This window comes from Burkholderia sp. Tr-20390, from assembly GCF_017104595.1.
In the GTDB taxonomy this organism is placed as follows: Bacteria; Pseudomonadota; Gammaproteobacteria; order Burkholderiales; family Burkholderiaceae; genus Burkholderia.
Genome location: NZ_JAAGPC010000172.1, coordinates 1 through 18127, shown reverse-complemented (window position 1 = coordinate 18127; position 18127 = coordinate 1). Strand labels below are relative to the sequence as shown.

17 protein-coding genes and 1 pseudogene are annotated in these 18127 nt (G+C 69.9%); 14 read left to right on the top strand and 4 right to left on the bottom strand.

The annotated features are described in order from the left end of the window. A pseudogene (locus G3N98_RS31700) lies at positions 1-194 on the top strand (hypothetical protein); the annotation flags it as partial. After that, positions 191-694, top strand: coding sequence for a periplasmic heavy metal sensor (locus G3N98_RS31695; protein WP_089427342.1), 504 nt, complete (start codon positions 191-193; stop codon positions 692-694). The pseudogene G3N98_RS31700 and the gene G3N98_RS31695, both read left to right, overlap by 4 nt. A 147-nt stretch (positions 695-841) precedes the next feature. Here the strand turns inward: G3N98_RS31695 and G3N98_RS31690 are convergent, their stop codons facing one another. Then, positions 842-1699 carry an alpha/beta hydrolase gene (locus G3N98_RS31690; protein WP_241026171.1) on the bottom strand — a complete coding sequence of 286 codons (858 nt, stop codon included), beginning with the start codon at positions 1697-1699 and terminating at the stop codon, positions 842-844. A gap of 387 nt (positions 1700-2086) precedes the next feature. Between G3N98_RS31690 and G3N98_RS31685 the strand changes: the two genes are divergently transcribed. The 3 genes from G3N98_RS31685 to G3N98_RS31675 all read left to right on the top strand — a co-directional run bounded on the left by G3N98_RS31685 (position 2087) and on the right by G3N98_RS31675 (position 4922). Continuing rightward, positions 2087-3481 carry a DUF1800 domain-containing protein gene (locus G3N98_RS31685; RefSeq protein ID WP_206150403.1) on the top strand — a complete coding sequence of 465 codons (1395 nt, stop codon included), beginning with the start codon at positions 2087-2089 and terminating at the stop codon, positions 3479-3481. Next, positions 3478-4641, top strand: a complete 1164-nt coding sequence (locus G3N98_RS31680) for a DUF1501 domain-containing protein (protein ID WP_179257732.1) — start codon at positions 3478-3480, stop codon at positions 4639-4641. Before G3N98_RS31685 ends, G3N98_RS31680 begins: the two co-directional genes overlap by 4 nt. 62 nt (positions 4642-4703) lie before the next feature. Next, positions 4704-4922, top strand: coding sequence for a YXWGXW repeat-containing protein (locus G3N98_RS31675; RefSeq protein ID WP_089475674.1), 219 nt, complete (start codon positions 4704-4706; stop codon positions 4920-4922). A gap of 34 nt (positions 4923-4956) precedes the next feature. Here G3N98_RS31675 and G3N98_RS31670 read toward each other — a convergent pair whose 3' ends face one another. Continuing rightward, positions 4957-6150, bottom strand: a complete 1194-nt coding sequence (locus G3N98_RS31670; protein WP_206150402.1) for a tyrosine-type recombinase/integrase — start codon at positions 6148-6150, stop codon at positions 4957-4959. Positions 6151-6451: 301 nt separating this feature from the next. Between G3N98_RS31670 and G3N98_RS31665 the strand changes: the two genes are divergently transcribed. Further along, entirely contained in the window at positions 6452-6832 is a 381-nt protein-coding gene (locus G3N98_RS31665) for a DUF4377 domain-containing protein (protein ID WP_206150401.1), read from the top strand. 9 nt (positions 6833-6841) lie between these two features. Here G3N98_RS31665 and G3N98_RS31660 read toward each other — a convergent pair whose 3' ends face one another. Continuing rightward, positions 6842-8230, bottom strand: coding sequence for a DHA2 family efflux MFS transporter permease subunit (locus G3N98_RS31660; RefSeq protein WP_175237529.1), 1389 nt, complete (start codon positions 8228-8230; stop codon positions 6842-6844). Between the two features lie 158 nt (positions 8231-8388). Here G3N98_RS31660 and G3N98_RS31655 point away from each other — a divergent pair, with 158 nt between their 5' ends. Continuing rightward, the gene (locus tag G3N98_RS31655; protein ID WP_174972529.1) at positions 8389-9249 is read left to right on the top strand and encodes a LysR family transcriptional regulator; all 861 of its coding nucleotides are present in this window, start codon (positions 8389-8391) and stop codon (positions 9247-9249) included. Between the two features lie 51 nt (positions 9250-9300). On the opposite strand, the gene G3N98_RS31650 is transcribed toward G3N98_RS31655, so the two are convergent. Continuing rightward, the gene (locus G3N98_RS31650) at positions 9301-9651 is read right to left on the bottom strand and encodes a VOC family protein (RefSeq protein WP_011355015.1); all 351 of its coding nucleotides are present in this window, start codon (positions 9649-9651) and stop codon (positions 9301-9303) included. A 259-nt stretch (positions 9652-9910) separates the two neighbouring features. On the opposite strand from G3N98_RS31650, the gene G3N98_RS31645 reads away from it, so the two are divergent. The 7 genes from G3N98_RS31645 to G3N98_RS31615 all read left to right on the top strand — a co-directional run bounded on the left by G3N98_RS31645 (position 9911) and on the right by G3N98_RS31615 (position 18088). Then, the gene (locus G3N98_RS31645; RefSeq protein ID WP_175237528.1) at positions 9911-11050 is read left to right on the top strand and encodes an LLM class flavin-dependent oxidoreductase; all 1140 of its coding nucleotides are present in this window, start codon (positions 9911-9913) and stop codon (positions 11048-11050) included. Positions 11051-11213: 163 nt separating this feature from the next. Next, a complete protein-coding gene (locus G3N98_RS31640; protein ID WP_206150400.1) occupies positions 11214-12407 on the top strand; it encodes an acyl-CoA dehydrogenase family protein in 1194 nt (397 codons plus the stop codon). Between the two features lie 10 nt (positions 12408-12417). Continuing rightward, positions 12418-14175, top strand: coding sequence for an FAD-dependent oxidoreductase (locus tag G3N98_RS31635; RefSeq protein ID WP_206150399.1), 1758 nt, complete (start codon positions 12418-12420; stop codon positions 14173-14175). Then, positions 14175-14693, top strand: coding sequence for a flavin reductase family protein (locus tag G3N98_RS31630; protein ID WP_089429085.1), 519 nt, complete (start codon positions 14175-14177; stop codon positions 14691-14693). Before G3N98_RS31635 ends, G3N98_RS31630 begins: the two co-directional genes overlap by 1 nt. Positions 14694-14708: 15 nt before the next feature. Continuing rightward, the gene (locus G3N98_RS31625) at positions 14709-15770 is read left to right on the top strand and encodes a ferredoxin--NADP reductase (RefSeq protein WP_206150398.1); all 1062 of its coding nucleotides are present in this window, start codon (positions 14709-14711) and stop codon (positions 15768-15770) included. A gap of 45 nt (positions 15771-15815) precedes the next feature. Beyond that, the gene (locus G3N98_RS31620; protein ID WP_206150397.1) at positions 15816-17396 is read left to right on the top strand and encodes a FadD3 family acyl-CoA ligase; all 1581 of its coding nucleotides are present in this window, start codon (positions 15816-15818) and stop codon (positions 17394-17396) included. A gap of 32 nt (positions 17397-17428) precedes the next feature. Next, on the top strand, positions 17429-18088 hold the full coding sequence (locus G3N98_RS31615; protein WP_241026169.1) for an SDR family oxidoreductase: 660 nt from the start codon (positions 17429-17431) through the stop codon (positions 18086-18088). Positions 18089-18127 lie beyond the last annotated feature (39 nt).

Genomic DNA, 18127 nt, shown 5'->3' with positions numbered 1-18127 from the left:
CGCCGCGGCGCGCGCGGCGGCGGGGCGCCGTATGGTGGTCGGGCGCGGCATTCGCGGGCGTGGGCCTGGCCGGCGCGCTCGCGGGTGCGGTGGCCGTGTCGATGCTGATGCTCGGCAGCGTGCCGCCTGCGCATGAGCCGGGCTATCTGACAACGACGTTCGGTGGGCCGAGCGTGGACTGGAGTGATGAATGAGTGAGCGTGGCTGGAAATTCGTCCTCGTCGGGTCGGTCGTGCTGAACGTATTCATGCTCGGCGCGATCGGCGGCGGTGCGTATCAGTGGTTTTCGACGCATCGCGACCTGCGGGCCGCGGGCGCACCGGCGTCGCACACCGCATTGCGTTTCGCCGCGGACGAATTGCCGGACGCGCGCCAGCAGGAATTCGTTGCGGCGCTGAAGGCGGCGCGCAAGGACGGCCGCGATTTCGCGCGGGAAGGGCGCGACGACCGGATCACCGTGCTGGACCTGCTCGCCGCGCCGCAACTCGATCGCACGGCGATCGACGCGGCGCTCGACCGCACGCGTGCGGCCGACACGGCGCTGCGTGCGCAGGTCGAGCGCCGCGTCGTCGATTTCGCGGCGACGCTGACGCCGGACGAGCGCGCGAAGTTCGTCGACGGGCTGCGGCGTAGCGGGAACTGGCGGCTGCCGGCGAAGTGGCAGAAGAAGCAGGACGACGCAGCGAGCAAGTAAGCCAACGCCGCGCGGGCAACGTGCGGCGGCGCGCCTTTTCAGTGATGCGCAACGCGTACGCGGAAGATTGGTCGGCAATGCTTGCAGGCTGAGCTTCGGCGAAGGATCGCAAGGAGCAACCGCGACTTCGCTACGCGGCACGCACGTTCAGCGTGCCAGCATCCACGCGGAGATCGCGTCGACCACACCGCTCTCCAGACCATTGAAGCCGTGATAGGCAAAGGCTTCGCACGGATCGCCCCGGGACGTGCCGCCCGACACGATCATCAGCTCGGCCTTCGGCGACTGCTCCAGCTTCTTCAGCAGCGTATCCGTTTCGGATACCGGACAATGTTTGCAGCCGTCATTCTGGTGGTGAACGATGAGCACCGGAATCGTGAGACTGGCAAGGTTCATGTCCGTGACCGCGGTCCCGCCTCGCTCTTCGCGGAGGATGGTGGACGTCAGCACGAGACCGTCGGGCCCGCCACCGCCGGCCAGCGCAACCGCAATGGCGGCGGCGGACTGGGTGCCGCGGCTCGTCCCGACCAGCCAGACCGGTACGTGGAGTTGCTCCTTCAACCACGCAATCACGGCGCGTGCGTCGTCGGCGTGTTCCTTCGACAGTCGAAAGCCATTGAGGTAGGGCGGGGATTGCCGGTCGCTCGGCGCATCGATGACCGCGACGGCGATGCCGTCATTCACGAACATCTGCCGGGTGCGGACGAGAAAGTTGCCTGCCCCCCATCCGAACTGTCCGGACGGTTCCAGTTGCAGCCCGCCGTGTCCGCCGGCATAGAGAATGGCCGCCGCCTTCGGCGCGTCCGGCGCGATGAAGAGAAACCGCTGAGTCACGCCGGGGCGCGTTGGAATGTCGACGACCTTGGGCGGGTTCTGCGCATGGGCCGCATAGCCGTGCAGCGTCAGCGCGACGGCAAGCAGCCACGCACGGGTCCAGTGCGAGTGCGGACGCATCGAACCGACGCAACGAAACCGTGCACGCAAGCTGACGGGAAAAGTGGGCATCGTAGTGGTCGCTGGGTCGGGACGGCAAAACGCCGTGACGCGGGGGCGATACCTTTCATTGAGTCTAGGTGGCTTTCCGGGAACGGCAAGCGTCCGGGTGGGGGCGGCCGGCGGGCCTTCCGATTGGATTGACGTCGGTCAGGCAAGTGAAAGCCCGCCAACCGAATGTCGAAACAGGCCCGTCCTTCGCGGGGACGCGGGACCCCGATACGGCCGCTAAGCGACCCACCGATTCGCGGCATTCGTCCGCCGAATCCAAGACCGGCATTCGAGCGGCAACACGCACGCATTCAAAGCCGCGCGACGCACCGGAAATATTCGTCTTCCCGGCGACGGATTTCCCGCCGGCCAGCGTTAAACACGGGTACGCATCGCGAGAGCCCTGTCATGGACCACCCGAACGACATCACACCGGCCGCCATCGCGCTGAACCGTTTCGGTCTCGGCGCACGGGCCGACGAAGCGCCGCCGGCGGACCCGAAGGCGGCGCTCGTCGCGCAGTTCGACCGTTACGACGCGCGGCCGGCCGCGTGGGCCGGCGAGCCCGACGCGGTCGCGCTCGCGACACGCTTCGCGAGCGCACGCAATGCGATGACGGCCAACGATCCGGCGACGAAGCGCGCAACCGAGCAGTCGATCCGGCGCGACGGCAACGACACGTATCGCAGTGCCGTCGTCGCGCGGATGAATAGTGCGCTGAATACGCCCGCACCGTTCGTCGAGCGCCTCGTGCATTTCTGGGCGAACCATTTCGCGGTTTCGGTCGACAAGGGGCCGGTGGCGGCCTACGCGGGCGCGTTCGAACGCGACGCGATCCGTCCGCACGTGCTCGGCCGTTTCGAGGACATGCTGGTCGCCGTCGAACAGCATCCGGCGATGCAGCTTTTCCTCGACCAGGCGCGCTCGGTCGGCCCCGACAGCCCGGCCGCGCTGCGTGCCGAGGCACGCAATCCGTCGGCCAGGCGCGGGCTCAACGAGAATCTCGCGCGCGAAATCATGGAACTGCACACGCTCGGCGTACGCACGGGATACACGCAGGCCGACGTGACGGAATTCGCGCGTGCGATGACCGGCTGGAGCATCGCCGGCGGGCGCGGCCCGCAGCCCGGCGATGCGGCGCCCGGCGCGTTCGTGTTTCGCCCGAAACTGCACGAGCCCGGCGTGCGGACCGTGATGGGCCGCAGCTACGACCAGCCCGGTGAAGCGCAGGCGCGCGCGATCCTGCACGACCTCGCGCATTCGGAGGCGACCGGCCGGCATATCGCGTTCCAGCTGGCCCGTCATTTCGTCGCCGACAATCCGCCGCCCGCGCTGACCGACCGGCTGGCGCGTGCGTTCGACGCGAGCGGCGGCGATTTGCCGAGCGTCTATCGTGCGCTCGTCGATTCGACGGATGCGTGGTCGCCGGTCAACCGCAAGTTCAAGACGCCGTGGGAGTGGGCCGTGTCGTCGCTGCGCGGGCTCGGCTGGCGCGACACGGGCGACCTGAAGGCCGCGCCGCTGCTCGCGCAGCTCGGCCAGCCGGTGTGGCGGCCGGGCTCGCCGGCCGGTTACGACGACGTGGCCGCGAGCTGGGCCGCGCCCGACGCGCTCGTGCGCCGTGTCGAGCTCGCGCAGCGGCTGGCCGCCCGCACGGGCGACCGGCTCGATCCGCGCACGCTCGGCAACACGCTGCTCGCCGGTTCGTTGAGCACGCCGACGGCGGCCGCGCTGTCGCGCGCCGAAAGCGCGACCACGTCGCTCGCGCTACTGCTTGTATCGCCCGATTTCCAACGGAGATGACCATGGCACTGTCCCGCCGACAATTCCTGAGCGTGGCCGCCGCCGGTGCTGGCGCGATCCTCGTCGCACCGCGGATCGTGTTCGCGAACGTCGAGACCGATCGGCGCTTCGTGTTCGTGATCCAGCGCGGCGCGGCCGACGGCCTGAACATCGTCGTCCCGTATGCCGAGCCCGCGTATGCGTCGCTGCGCGGCCCGCTCGCAATCGACACGTCGGTCGCGACGCGGCTCGACGGCACGTTCGCACTACATCCGTCGCTCGTGCAGACCGCGCAGTTGTACCGCGACGGGCAGGCGCTGTTCGTTCACGCGATTGCCTCGCCGTATCGCGACCGCTCGCATTTCGACGGGCAGAACGTGCTCGAGACGGGCGGCCGCGCGCCGTACCAGGTGAAGGACGGCTGGCTGAACCGGCTCGCCGCGCTGCTGCCGGCCACGCGCGAAAGTGCGATCGCGTTCGCGCCGACCGTGCCGCTTGCGCTGCGCGGCACCGTGCAGGCCGCGTCGTACGCGCCGTCCGGTTTGCCGGCCGCACCGGACGACCTGCTCGCGCGCGTGTCGGCGCTCTACGAGGCCGATGCGCAGCTCGGCCCGTTGTGGCAGTCGGCGATGGATGCGCGCGGCCTCGCCGGCGATGCGCATGCGCGGCAGGATCCAGCCGGTGTCGGCAAGCTCGCCGCGACGTTCCTCGCGCGCGACGACGGCCCGCGCATCGCGATGATCGAGACGGGCGGCTGGGACACGCACAGCGCACAGAACGCACGGCTCGCGAATCAGCTGAAAGCGCTCGACACGATGCTCGCCGCGTTGCGCGACGGCCTCGGGCCCGCGTGGCAGCAAACCACGGTGCTGGTCGCAACCGAGTTCGGCCGCACGGCGGCCGCGAACGGCACGGGCGGCACCGATCACGGGCAGGCGTCCGTCGCGATGCTGGCGGGCGGCGCGGTCGCGGGCGGCCGCGTGATCGCCGACTGGCCGGGGTTGAGGCCGGGCGACCTGTACGAAGGGCGTGACCTGAAGCCGACCGCGTCGCTCGACGCGTTGATCTCGGGCGCCGCCGCCGACAGCCTGCGGCTCGATCCGCGCCGTACCGCGTCCGCGCTGTTTGCGGAAAGCGGTGTGACGCGGCCGATGAGCGGGCTGATTCGCGGAACCGCGTGAGGTGCGGCGTCGCCGCGTCGGCAATGAATCCATTCACGACACAAAAGGGAGAATCCAGGATGATCAAGATCCGATCCGTTTCGCTCGCCATGCTGGTGACGGCCAGTGCGGCGCTGATGTCCGCATGCGTGGTCGAACCCGTGCGGCCGCCGCAGCCGGCGCCCGTCGTCGAGGTGCCGCCCCCGATGCCTGCGCCGGGCTATCGCTGGGTGAAGGGGCATTACCGGTGGGCCGGCAATCACTGGGCGTGGGTGCCCGGGCACTGGGTGGGCGTGTACTGATCGAGTGTGACGCGGCGGGCGGGGCGGATGCCGCCTACCACCCGATCCGGTGCTTCTCCTCCGTCTCGCGATGCCGCCAGTCGTCGTCCGCGTGCAGGTACTGGCTCGTGGTCGTGAGCGACACGTGGCCGAGGTTGTCGCGCACGAGCCGCAGGTCGACGCGGCCGTCGGCCATGTGCGAACCCGCGCTGTGGCGCAGCCAGTGCGCGGACGCCTGTTCGAGCACGCGTGCCTGCTGCTCGCCGGCTTCGCCGTTCGCACGCAGCCGGTCGGCCGCGTGCCGGAACACCTGCTTCACGATCCGGTGCAGCGCCGCGCGCGTGAGCGGCTTGCGCGCCTGGCCGACCGGCAGCACGAGCGGCGTGGCCTCGCCATCGGACGGCAACGCGGGCAGGCCGTGCGCGCGCCGGTAGCGCGACAACTCGGCCATCATCTCGTCGGTGGCCGGCACGAGCCGCTGCCGGCCGCCTTTGCCCGTCACGTCGAGCCACCAGCGGTCGCGCCCGTCCGCGTCGCGCCGGCAGAAGAACTGGCCCATCGTCGTGTCGGCCGCTTCGGTGATGCGCAGCCCGCCGAGATACAGCAGCGTGAACAGCCAGCGCGCACGATCGGCATGGAAGCTTGCCCGCGCGTCGTCGCGCGGCATCGCGGCGATCGCATCCTTGACCGACTGCCACAGCGGCTGCCCGAGATGGCGCGTGACGCGCGGCGCGGGCCGGCGCTGCCGCTGGCGCGACAACGCGAGCGGATTGCCGGCCAGATAGCCGGCCTGCACGAGCCACGAGAACATCACGTTCAGGATCACCAGTGCCTGCCGCTGGCTGGCCGCCGACAGCGGCCCGTAGAACGGCCGCCAGCGCGGATCGTCGCGCGGATGCTTGCGCCCGCCGTTCGCGCACCACAGCTCGGCCGGCGCGGGCGCGAGCAGGAACTGCCGGTAGACGACGAGATCCTCGTGCGTGAGCGACGACAGCGGCTTGCCGCACGCGATCACGGCCCACAGCAGCAGGCGTTCGGCTTCCTTGCGGTAGTTCTGGAACGTGGTCGGTGTGTCGACGAAGCGGGCGAGCCACGCGCGCACCGCGTCGAGGTCGTTGGTCGCGGCAATCTGCGGATGCGCGCTGTTCGAGCGGTTGGTGCCCGTGCGTCCGTCGAGTGCGGCCGGCACGGTGAGTGCATCGATCGGCAGCGGGCGCAGCGCGGTGTCGGACGGAACGGGTGAGGTCATGCGAGGCGGGGTGCGCAGTGCGGATCGTGCGCACGTGAAAAGGCGGACGAACGCAGCGCGATCAGGCAAATCGGGAAGCGTCGATGGTACACGATCAGCACACGGTGAATTCGCCGTCGGCGGCGATTGCCTGACCGGTGACGAAGCGCGCGGCGGGCGAGCATAGTCACGTCTCCGCCACCGCGATGTCGTGCGATCCGACGAGCATGAAAGAGGTGGCGTGAATTCTGTAAGGTATTTGTGAACTTTCTTGCCGTGAGGGCCTCTAATCGGCCCTCCAACGCTTCCAGAGGAACACCCGATGATTCGCCCATCCAGAACGCTGCTTGGCGCGGCCGTCATTGCCGGCAGCACGCTCCTCGCCGGATGCCAGACCGATGCGGTCGCCACGCAGCCGAACGCGGTGCGCCCGGCCGACAGCAAGCCGGTGACCAAGACCGTGTACGTCGCGCCGCAATCCGCGCGCTGCACGGGCGTCGCGCCGATGGAGTGCCTGCAGGTGCGCAACGGCCCGAACGGGCCGTGGAGCCTGTGGTACGCCGGAATCGAAGGATTCGCGTACCAGCCCGGCTACCTGTACACGCTCGAAATCGACGAATACCGCGTCGCGCAGCCGCCGGCCGACGGTTCGTCGATCCGCTGGGTACTCAAGCGCGTCGTCGAGCGCCGCCAGGTGAACTGATGGCCGCGCTCACGCGGATGGGCGTGCGGCCGCGCTGGCCGGCGGCGCGGCCGTATCGATCCGCCGGAACACGACGGACGACAGCAGCGTCACCACGCCCATGCACGTGAACGACAGCATGAACCCGTGCGCCATCGAGCCCCAATAGTCGGCAAACAGGTTGACGAGGCCGCCGCCGATCGACACGCCGAGCCCCATCGCCAGCATCTGCATCATCGTGAACAGGCTGTTGCCGCTGCCGGCGTCGGCATGCGACAGCCCCTTCAACGTCACGCCGTTCATCGCCGCGAACTGCATCGAGTTCGCCGTGCCGAACACGATCAGCAGCGCGCCTTCCAGTAGCGGCGCGGGCCGCACCGACACCAGCGCGAACCCCGCGATCGCGCACCCGACGATCCCCGTATTCACGACCAGAAACGCCGCGTAGCCGAACCGCTTCACGAGCGGCGCGATCCAGCGTTTCGCGATGACGCCCGCGATCGCGGCCGGCAGCATCATCAGCCCCGACTGCAGCGGCGTATAGCCGAGCTGCACCTGCATCAGCAGCGGCAGCATGAACGGCACGGAACTCGTGCCGATCCGGCACAGCAGGTTGCCGAGCAGGCCCGAGCCGAAGTTCGGCTCGCGGAACAGCCCGAGCCGGAACAGCGGCTGCGCGCGGCGCCGCGCGTGCGGCAGGTACGCAAGCGCGCTCGCCAGCCCGACCACGGCGAGCCCGGCCGCCCAGGCGGCGCGATGCGCGGGCATCGGCGGGTCGATCGCGAGCGACAGCGCGATCATCGCGACCGACAGCAGCGCACAGCCGACGAAGTCGAACGGCGGCGGCTGGTGCGCCTGGTCGTGCGGCAGGTAGCGCTGCACGGCGACGAAGCCGACCACGCCGACCGGCACGTTGACGATGAACACCCAGTGCCAGGAAATCGCCTGCGTGAGCCAGCCGCCGAGCGTCGGCCCGACGATCGGGCCGAGCTGGCCGGCGATCGACACGAACGCGATGGCCGCGACGTACTGTTCGCCCGGCACGCGGCGCAGCACGGCGAGCCGCCCGATCGGCAGCAGCATCGAGCCGCCGATGCCCTGCAGCGCGCGCGCGGCGACGAGCTGGCCGAGCGTATGCGACGCCGCGCAGCCGATCGATGCCAGCACGAACACGAGAATCGCGAGCGAGAACACGCGGCGCGTGCCGAACCGGTCGGCGAGCCAGCCGGACGCTGGCGTGAGCATCGCCATCGTCAGCGTATAGACGACCACGACCGGCTGCATCGCGAGCGGCGACGCATGCAGGCTTTGCGCGATCGAAGGCAGGGCGGTGTTGACGATCGTCGTGTCGAGTGACTGCATGAAGAATGCAGCGGCGACGATCCAGAGCAGCGCGGAATGTGTGGGTTCCCGGGACATGGCGAAATCGGTGGTGCAAAGGCCGGCGCGGAGGGCGCCTTCACGCGGTTGCGCGGCGCCTGGCGGTCTCCAAGCGCACGATGGTACCGATTCCGATGGTCATCGGGAAGCTGCCTGAAGACGTTGACTGTCATCGGTAATGCCGATGACAATGCGCCATGCTCAATCCCGTCTGGCTCAACACGTTCGCGACCGTCACGAACTGCCGCAGCTTCACCGAAGCGGGCCGGCAGCTCGGGCTCAACCAGTCGAGCGTCAGCGAACACATCCGTCGTCTCGAGGAGAGCGTCGGCCGGCGGCTGTTCGTGCGCGATACCCATTCGATCGCGATGACGGCCGACGGCGAGGCGCTGCTCGTGCATGCGAACGTGATCCTGCAGGCGCTGAACCGCGCGGAATCGCAGTTTCGCAAGCCGAGGCTCAAAGGGCGGGTGCGCCTTGGCGCGCCGGACGACCTCGCGCTCGTCGCGCTGCCGGACGTGCTCGCCGGGTTTCGCGCCGCGCATCCGGACGTCGCGCTGGAAATCACCACCGGCATGACGAGCCGGCTCTGCGAAGGGCTGGACGCGGGCGCGCTCGACCTGATGATCGGCAAGCGGCGGCTCGGCGAGCGGCGCGGCACGCCGCTCTTGCGCACGCGGCTCGAATGGGTCGCGCGGCCCGGCACCGTCGTCGATCCGGAGCGGCCGCTGCCGCTCGTGCTGGTCGCCGAGCCGAGCGTGACGCGCGCGATCGTCCTGAACGCGCTCGCGGAGAAGGGGATCGGCTGGGAAGTCGTGTGTTCGAGCAGCAGCCAGCCGGGCTGCATCGCGGCCGCGCGCGCGGGGCTCGGCCTGACCGCGACGTCGCACTATCTGTCGACGCGCGGGCTCGCGCCGCTGGTCAACGGCGATGCGCTGCCCGTGCTGCCCGACATCGAATTCATCGCGCTGGCCGCGAAGCGGCTCAGCCAGCCGGCGCGCACGCTGCTCGAATTGCTCGAAGCGAGCGACCTCAGTACGCCGGGCGCGCACGCCTAGCGGGCTCGCCGCGCACGAGGCGCCCGTATCCGGCGCCCGCGCGGCGTGCCGTCATGCGGCCCGTTTCTGCGAAATCACGAGCAGCGCGCCGTTCTTGTCCTCCAGCACCGCGCGGTATTCGTGCGGCCCGGCCTGCACGGGCACGCGCACCGACGCGCCGGCCTTCACGACCCGCGCCATCGCCGCATACAGGTCGTCGTCCTCGTCGACGCGCAGCGTGAGCGCCGCGCGCTCGACGATCTGCTCGTCGCCCGCGACCAGGGCGATCGTCAGCGGGCCGCCGTCGAGCGCGCAATAACGGTCGCCGTCGCGAAACTTCACGTTCAGGCCCAGTCCGTCGACGAACAGCGGCAACGCCGTGTCGATGTCGTCGACCGGATACAGCAGCATCGATACCTTCATTCCCTCTCTCCCTTGTCGTTGGTCGGCGCGCGCTACGCGCCCGCCGTTCGATGCTAGCGCGCCGTCCGCGCGCTCACGCAGTCCGATCGGATGACGGTGAAACCCCTCTGTCCCCGCGGGCGCGCCGGTACTCCGAACAGACGATGCCCGCGCCCGTGCGCGCGCCGACACTCCCATTCGTGGACCGTCGCGCTTCGTCCGTATCGTGCGGGCGGGCTGCACGACCCCGACTCGTCCAACAACCATGGAGACGCACGCAATGAAGTTTTCCCTCATCTACGAAGCCCAGACCACCGACGCATCGCGCGAGGGCGACCACCGGGTATTCAAGGAGACGGTCGAACAGGCGCTGCTCGCCGAGCAGGTCGGCTTCGACACGATCTGGTGCGTCGAGCACACGTCGCTGACCAACTATGCGCACATGAGCGCGCCGGAAACCTTCCTTGCGTACCTGGCCGGCCGCACGACGCGCATCGGCCTCGGCCACGGCGTCGTGTGCCTGCCGCCGGCGATGAACCACCCGATCAAGGTCGCGGAGCGCGTCGCGCTGCTCGACATCCTGTCCGGCGGCCGCGTGCACTTCGGCGTCGGCAAGGGCGGCAGCCAGCAGGAAGCCGGCGCGTTCGGCTACGACCTCAACGAACTGCAGCCGATGATCGACGAATCGATGTACCTCGTGCCGAAAATGTTCGTTCAGGACGAGATCGAGCACGACGGCAAGTACATCCAGATTCCGAAGCGTCCGATCCACCCGAAGCCGTTCCAGGATCCGCATCCGCCGATGTACCTCGCGTGTACCAACACCGACGCGCTGCTGCGCGCCGGCCAGCGCGGGATGGGCGCGCTGGTGCTCGGCTTCGGCGGCCCCGACGAAGTCGCGAAGAAGAACGCCGTGTATCGCGAAGCGTGGGCGAACCGCAAGCCGGAAGACCAGGTCGGCTTCCGCCCGACCCAGCACCTCGCGGCGCTGTGCCCGACGGTCGTGATGGCCGACGGCCAGGCCGCCCGCAAGATCGGCATCCGCGGCCAGCGCTATTTCATGGAGTCGCTTGCGTACTGGTACACGGGCGGCGAGCGTCCGGACCCGGCGAAGTGGGGCGACGACCTCGTGCAGGCCGATACCGGCGAGATGGTGATCCGCTCGCGCTTCGCGTCGGAGGAAGTCGTCGTGAACTTCGCCGACCCGGCGCTCGCGATGATGAACCCGAACCATGCGTACGGCACGGTGGACGACTGCATCGGCTATGTCGGCCGCCTGCAGGAAGCCGGTGTCGACGAAGTGCTGTTCCTGTGCCAGATGGGCACGGTGCCGCACGACGCGCAGATGGAGACGATCCGCAACATCGGCGAGCACGTGATCCCGTTCTTCAACCGCGAGAAGGCGCGCGCCTGCGCGTGATGCACCGGGCCGCGCCCGTCGTCCGGTCGGACGATGCGGCGCGCTCGCGCGAAGCCGACCATCGGTGGTGGCGAGCATCGCCCGCGGCCAGGCCGCGCCGGACAACTTTGAACGAGAGCGGGGCCCGCGCCGCGGCGCATCACCCGCTTCACAGGAGACATTCGTGCATCGCGACAACGATTCGAACGCACTGGCCGCCACGCTGATCGCCCGGGCCGAGGCACTGGCGCCGACGCTGGCCGGCCGCGCCGCGCAGGCGGACGCGCAGCGCCGCATCCCGGCCGAGACGATCGCCGACATGCAGGCCGCCGGCTTCTTCAAGGTGCTGCAGCCGAAGCGCTACGGCGGCTACGAGCTCGATCCGCAGGCGTTCTTCGACATCCAGATGGCGCTCGCGCGCGGCTGCATGTCGACCGCGTGGGTGTACGGCGTCGTCGGCGTGCACAACTGGCAGCTCGCGCTGTTCGACGAACGCGCGCAGCAGGACGTGTGGGGCGACGACCCGGCGACGCTGATCGCGTCGACCTACATGCCGGTCGGCCGCGTGACGCCGGTCGACGGCGGCTTCCGCCTGTCGGGCCACTGGAAGTTCTCGAGCGGCAGCGAACTGTGCGAGTGGGTGTTCCTCGGCGCGCTGGTGCCGCCGGCCGTTGCCGGCCAGCCGCCCGAATACCGCACCTTCCTGCTGCCGAAAGCCGACTACCGGATCCAGCAGGACTGGGACGTGCTCGGCCTGCGCGCGACGGGCAGCCACGACATCGTCGTCGACGACGTGTTCGTGCCCGCGTACCGCACGCACAAGGCGATCGACGGGATGATGGGCACGAGCCCGGGCCTCGCCGTCAACGATGCGCCGCTGTTCAAGCTGCCGTTCGCGCAGATCTTCGTGCGCGCGGTGTGCACGTCGTGCATCGGCGCGCTGCAGGGCGCGCTCGACGATTTCACCGGCTATGCGGCCACGCGCGTGTCGGCCAACAGCGGCGCGAAGACGACCGATGATCCGGGCGCGCAGAACGCATGCGCGAACGCGGCCGTCGCGATCGACGAGATGCAGGTGCTGCTCAAGCGCAATTTCGCGGAACTGATGGCGTCGGTCACTGGCGGCCCGGCCGTGTCGATCGAGCGCCGCGTGCATTTCCGCTACCAGTCCGCGCAGGTCGCCGAGCGCTGCGCGCAGGCCGCGAACGCGCTGCTGCGCTACGCGGGCGGCAATGGCATCTATCACCGCAATCCGCTGGTGCGCCGCTTCCTCGACCTGCACGCGGCCCGCGCGCACTACGCGAACAACGTGGACCGCTTCGGCCAGAACCTCGGCGCCGTGATGCTCGGCCGCGAGAACACCGACTTCTTCATCTGACGAGGCCGCGATGAACGACCCGCAAGCACCGCAATACGTGTTCGACGTGGTGGTCGTCGGTTCGGGCGCGGGCGCGCTGCTCGCCGCGTGCCGCGCGGCCGACCGCGGCCTGTCCGTCGTCGTGATCGAGAAGGCGGCGCTGTACGGCGGCACGTCGGCCGTGTCGGGCGGCGGCATCTGGGTGCCGTGCAACCACCATATCGCCGAGCTCGGCGCGACCGATTCGCGCGAGGCCGCGCGCGGCTATATCGAAGCCTGCGTGGCCGGCGAATCGACGCCCGAGAAGATCGACACCTATCTCGACCGCGCGCCGGAGATGCTGCGCTACCTGGAAACGAAGACGCCGGTGCGTTACCAGTCGCTGCCGAAATACGCGGACTATTTCCAGAAGGTGCCGGGCGCGATGCCGGGCTACCGCGCGCTCGATCCAATGCCGTTCGACGGCGGGCTGCTCGGCGACGAACTCGACCGGCTGCGGCCGGCGTCGCCCGGCACGCTGATCGGCGGGCGCGTGGCCGTGACGTCGAAGGAGGCGCACACGCTGTTCTCGCGCGGGCCCGGCTTCATGAAGCTCGCGATCGCGCAGTTCGGCCGTTACTGGCTCGATATCGGGATGCGCCGCCGCACGCGGCGCGACCGGCGCCTGACGCTCGGCAACGCGCTGATCGGCGGGCTGCGCCGCGCGCTGCTCGACCGCAACGTACCCGTGTGGCTCGATACGCCGATGCGCGACCTGCTCGACGTCGACGGCCGCGTGACGGGCGTGCGCGCGCAGCGCTGCGGGCAGCCGGTGACGATCACCGCGCGGCGTGGCGTGATCCTCGGCGCGGGCGGCTTCGAGCGCAACCAGCCGATGCGTGAACGCTACCTGCCGCAGCCGACGCAGGCGCAGTGGAGCGCGACGCCGCCGGCCAACACCGGCGACGCGATCGCCGAAGGCCACCGGCTCGGCGGCGCGCTGGCGTTGATGACGCACGTGTGGGGCGCGCCGACGGTCGGTGTCGCCGGCGAGGAGAAGCAGCGCGCGCTGTTCGTCGAGCGCAACCTGCCGGGCTGCGTGATCGTGAACCGCCTCGGCAAGCGCTTCGTCAACGAAGCCGCGCCGTATTCCGAATTCGTGCCGGCGATGTATCGCGACCATGCGCGCACCGGCGCGAACGTGCCGGCGTGGATGGTGTTCGACGCGCGGTTTCGCCGCAAGTATCCGTGCGGGCCGATCATGCCGGCGTCGATGATGCCCGATTCACGGATTCCGGCCGCGTTCCGCGACGTGATCGTGAAGGCCGACACGATCGACGCGCTCGCCGCGCGCATCGGCGTCGATGCGGCCGGCCTGCACGACACGTTGCGCGACATGGCGCGTTATGCGGCAACCGGGATCGACGAGGCGTTCGGCAAGGGCGACAACCTGTTCGACACGTACTACGGCGATCCGCGGAACAAACCGAACCCGTGCCTCGGGCCGGTCGACCAGGCGCCGTTCTACGCGGTGCGGATCGACGCGGGCGACATCGGCACGAAGGGCGGGCTCGTCACCGACGTGCACGCCCGCGTGCTGCGCGCCGACGGCGAGCCGATCGACGGCCTCTATGCCATCGGCAACACCAGCGCCTCGATGATGGGCGCGAGCTACCCCGGCGCGGGCTCGACGCTCGGTCCGGCGATGACCTTCGGGTATCTCGCCGCCGACCACCTGGCTGCTCGCGCGGCCGACGCCGGCGGGCAGCCCGCCCGGCCTTCCACGACTGAACTTGACGGAGTCCAATGATGAGCGATCTCACCACCCATCCGCTGCGCACCGACATGCTGCTCGCGATGCGCCGCCTCGCGCGCTCCGTCACGGTCATCAGCAGCGCGCACGACGGCCGGCGCTACTCGATGTCCGCGACGGCGGTCGATTCGCTGTCGACCGATCCGCCGTCGCTGCTGATCTGCATCAACCGTAGTGCATCGCTGTATCCGCCGCTCGACGCGGGCGCCGGGTTTTGCGTGAACGTGTTGTCGGCGGCGCACGAAGGCATCGCGATCGACTGTAGCGGCCGCCTGAAGGGCGAGGCGCGCTTCACGACCGGCGACTGGCACACGTCGGCGCTCGGCGTGCCGTATCTGCGCGACGCGCAGGCGAGCCTCGTGTGCGAGCAGGACGGCCGCTTCGAATACGGCACGCACACGGTGTTCATCGGGCGTATCCGCGAGGTGCTGATGAGCGGCGACGTCGATCCGCTCGTCTATCTCGACGGCGCCTACACGACGCCCGGCGCGCCGGTGGCCCGTGCGGCCGCGTGACGTGAGGAGCCGGCCATGAGCGATTCGCGCTTCCATCGGCTGACCGTGGCCGACGTGATTGCCGAAAGCGACGACGCGTGCTCGTTCGTGTTCGACGTGCCGGCCGCGCTGCGCGACGCCTTCGCGTACCGGCCCGGCCAGTTCCTGACGCTGAACGTGCCGTGCGCGGACGCGACCGTCGCGCGCTGCTATTCGCTGTCGAGCGCGCCCGGCATCGACGCCGCGCCGAAGATCACCGTCAAGCGCGTGCGCGACGGCCGCGCGTCGAACTGGCTGTGCGACCGCGTGAAGGCGGGCGATGCGCTCGACGTGCTGCCGCCGGCCGGCGTGTTCACGCCGCGCACGCTCGACGGCGACCTGCTGCTGTTCGCGGGCGGCAGCGGCATCACGCCGGTGCTGTCGATCCTGAAATCGGCGCTCGTGCACGGACGCGGGATGCTGACGCTGATCTACGCGAACCGCGACGAACGCTCGGTGATTTTCCGCGCCGAACTGCAGCAGCTCGCGCAGCGCCATCCGGGCCGCGTGCGCGTGATCCACTGGCTCGACAGCGTGCAGGGCGTTCCGCAGCAGCGCCATCTCGAGGAACTCGCGCGGCCGTTCAGCCAGCAGGAGACGTTCATCTGCGGGCCCGCGCTGTTCATGGAGAACGCGCTGGCCGCGATGCTCGGCCTCGGGTTGCCGCGTTCGCGGGTCCATGTCGAGCGTTTTGCTTCGCTGCCCGATGCGCCGGCGCAGGCGCCGGCGTCGGCTGATACGACGGCGTCAACTGTCGCATCGGCGGTCTCGGCATCCGGCGATGGCGCGTCGATCGAAACGGTGCTCGACGGCGACGCGTTCGCGTTCGACAGCGCCCCCGGCGAAACGCTGCTCGACGCGATGCTGCGCGCGGGCGTGCCGGCGCCGAATTCCTGCCGGATGGGGCAATGCGGCGCGTGCATGTGCCGGATCGAGCGCGGCGAAGTCGCGCTCGACAGCAACCACGTGCTCGACGACGACGAGATCGCGGCCGGCTGGACGCTCGCCTGTTGCGCACGGCCCGCGAGCGACGCGCTGCGCGTGGTGTTTCCCGACTGAGCCGTCGCGCGCCGGCGGCGCGCACGGCCACCCTGATCTAAGACGATGGACAATGAAATCCTGACCACGCCCGCGCTGATCGCCCGGGCAGCCGCGCGCCACGGCGCGCATCCGGCGATCGAGTCGGAGCATGGCCGGCTGACCTACGCGGAACTCGACGCGGCGCGCGTCGACGCGGCCCGCGCACTGCTCGCGAGCGGCATCGCGGCCGGCGACCGCGTCGCGGTGTGGGCGCCGAACCTGCCGCACTGGATCGTCGCGGCGCTGGCGATCCACTCCGTCGGTGCGATCCTCGTGCCGGTCAATACGCGGATGAAGGGGATGGAGGTGGGCGGCATCCTGCACGACGGCGGCGCACGGCTGCTGTTCTGCTGCGGCACCTTCCTCGGCGAATCCTATCCGGCGATGCTCGCGCCGCACCGGCCCGCGACGCTCGAGCGCGTCGTCGTGTTCGACGGCGAGCCGCCTTCAGGCGCGCGCGACGAGACCTGGAACGCGTTCCTCGCACGCGGCGCCGAAGTGCCGCTGGCCGCGGTGCGCGAACGCGAGGCGCAGGTCACGCCGGACACCGTGATGGACCTGATGTTCACGTCCGGCACGACGGGCCGCCCGAAGGGCGTGATGACCGCGCACGGCCAGAACCTGCGCGCCGCGCAGGCGTGGGCGGCGATCGCCGGCGTGCGTGCCGACGACCGCTACCTGATCGTCAATCCGTTCTTCCACACGTTCGGCTACAAGGCCGGCTGGCTCGCCGCGCTGTCGAGCGGCGCGACCGTGCTGCCGCATCTCGTGTTCCAGCCGGCCGACGTGCTGCGGCGCGTCGCCGACGATCGCGTCTCGGTGCTGCCCGGCCCGCCGACGCTGTACTACGCGCTGCTCGACGCACCCGATCGCGCGACACGCGACCTGTCGTCGCTGCGGATCGCGGTGACGGGCGCGGCGGCGATCGCGCCGCGCCTGATCGAGCGGATGCGCGCGGAGCTCGGCTTCGAGACGGTGCTGACCGGCTACGGGCTGACCGAATCGTGTGGCTTCGCGACGCTGTGCCGTCAGGGCGACGATGCGCAAACCGTTGCCTATACGTCGGGGCGCCCGATGCCGGATATCGAACTGCGCATCGCGGGGCCGGGCGGTGAGCCGCTCGGGCCGGACGAGACCGGCGAAATCTGGGTGCGCGGCTACAACGTGATGCGCGGCTACTTCAACCAGCCGGACGCGACGCGCGAGACCGTCGATGCGGACGGCTGGCTGCATACGGGCGATCTCGGCTGCGTCGATGCGAACGGCAACCTGAAGATCACCGATCGCATCAAGGACATGTTCATCGTCGGTGGCTTCAACTGCTATCCGGCCGAGATCGAGCGGCTGCTCGCCGCGCATCCGGCGATCGCGCAGGTCGCGCTGGTCGGCGTGCCCGATACGCGGCTCGGCGAAGTCGGGCATGCGTATGTCGTGCTGCGGCCGGGCGCGCATGCCGACGCCGACGAACTGAACGACTGGGCGCGCCGCAACATGGCGAACTACAAGGTGCCGCGGCATTTCACGTTCGTCGAGCAACTGCCGACGAGCGCGGCCGGCAAGGTGCTGAAGTACCGCCTGCGGGCGGGGATCGACGCGGCGGCCTGAGCGCCGCCGCGACACACGAACGGGATGAACGCATGAACGACAACGGGTTTCCGCAGGGCGCGGTGCTGGTGTTCGGCGGCAGCGGCGGGATCGGGCAGGGTGTCGCGCTCGAGTTTGCGCGTGCCGGCGTGCCGGTCGCGGTGGGCTACCGGAGCAAGGCCGACGTGGCCGAGCGCGTCGCGCGCGAGATTCGCGGCGAAGGCGTCGCGGCCACCACGCACTGCGTGGACGTGACCGATCCTGCACAGGTCGAGGCCGCGCTCGCGGCCGCGAGCGGCGCGCATGGCCGCGTGCACACGGTCGTCTGGGCGGCCGGGCCGTTCGTGAACCAGCGTCACATCGGCGACATGACGCACGACGACTGGCGCCGCGCGATCGACGTCGAGACGGTCGGCTTCTTCGTGGCGGCGAAGGCTGCGTTGCCGCACTTTCGTGCGTCGGGCGGCGGATCGTTCGTGACGCTAGGCTCGGCCGGGCATCTGCGCTGGCCGGATCGCGACGGGCTGTCGGTCGCGCCGAAGGCGGCGAACGAGGCGCTGGTCAAGGGGCTGGCACGCGAGGAGGGGCGTTACGACATTCGCGCGAATTCGATCCTGGTCGGCGTTGACCTTTCCCCTCTGAAGTATCCCACTGTAAAGTTAGTGGCAAGGCCGCAGGAGAAACCTTGTCATGAAGAAATCGCGGTTCAGTGAAGAGCAGATTATCGGGGTGCTGAAGGAAGCCGATGCAGG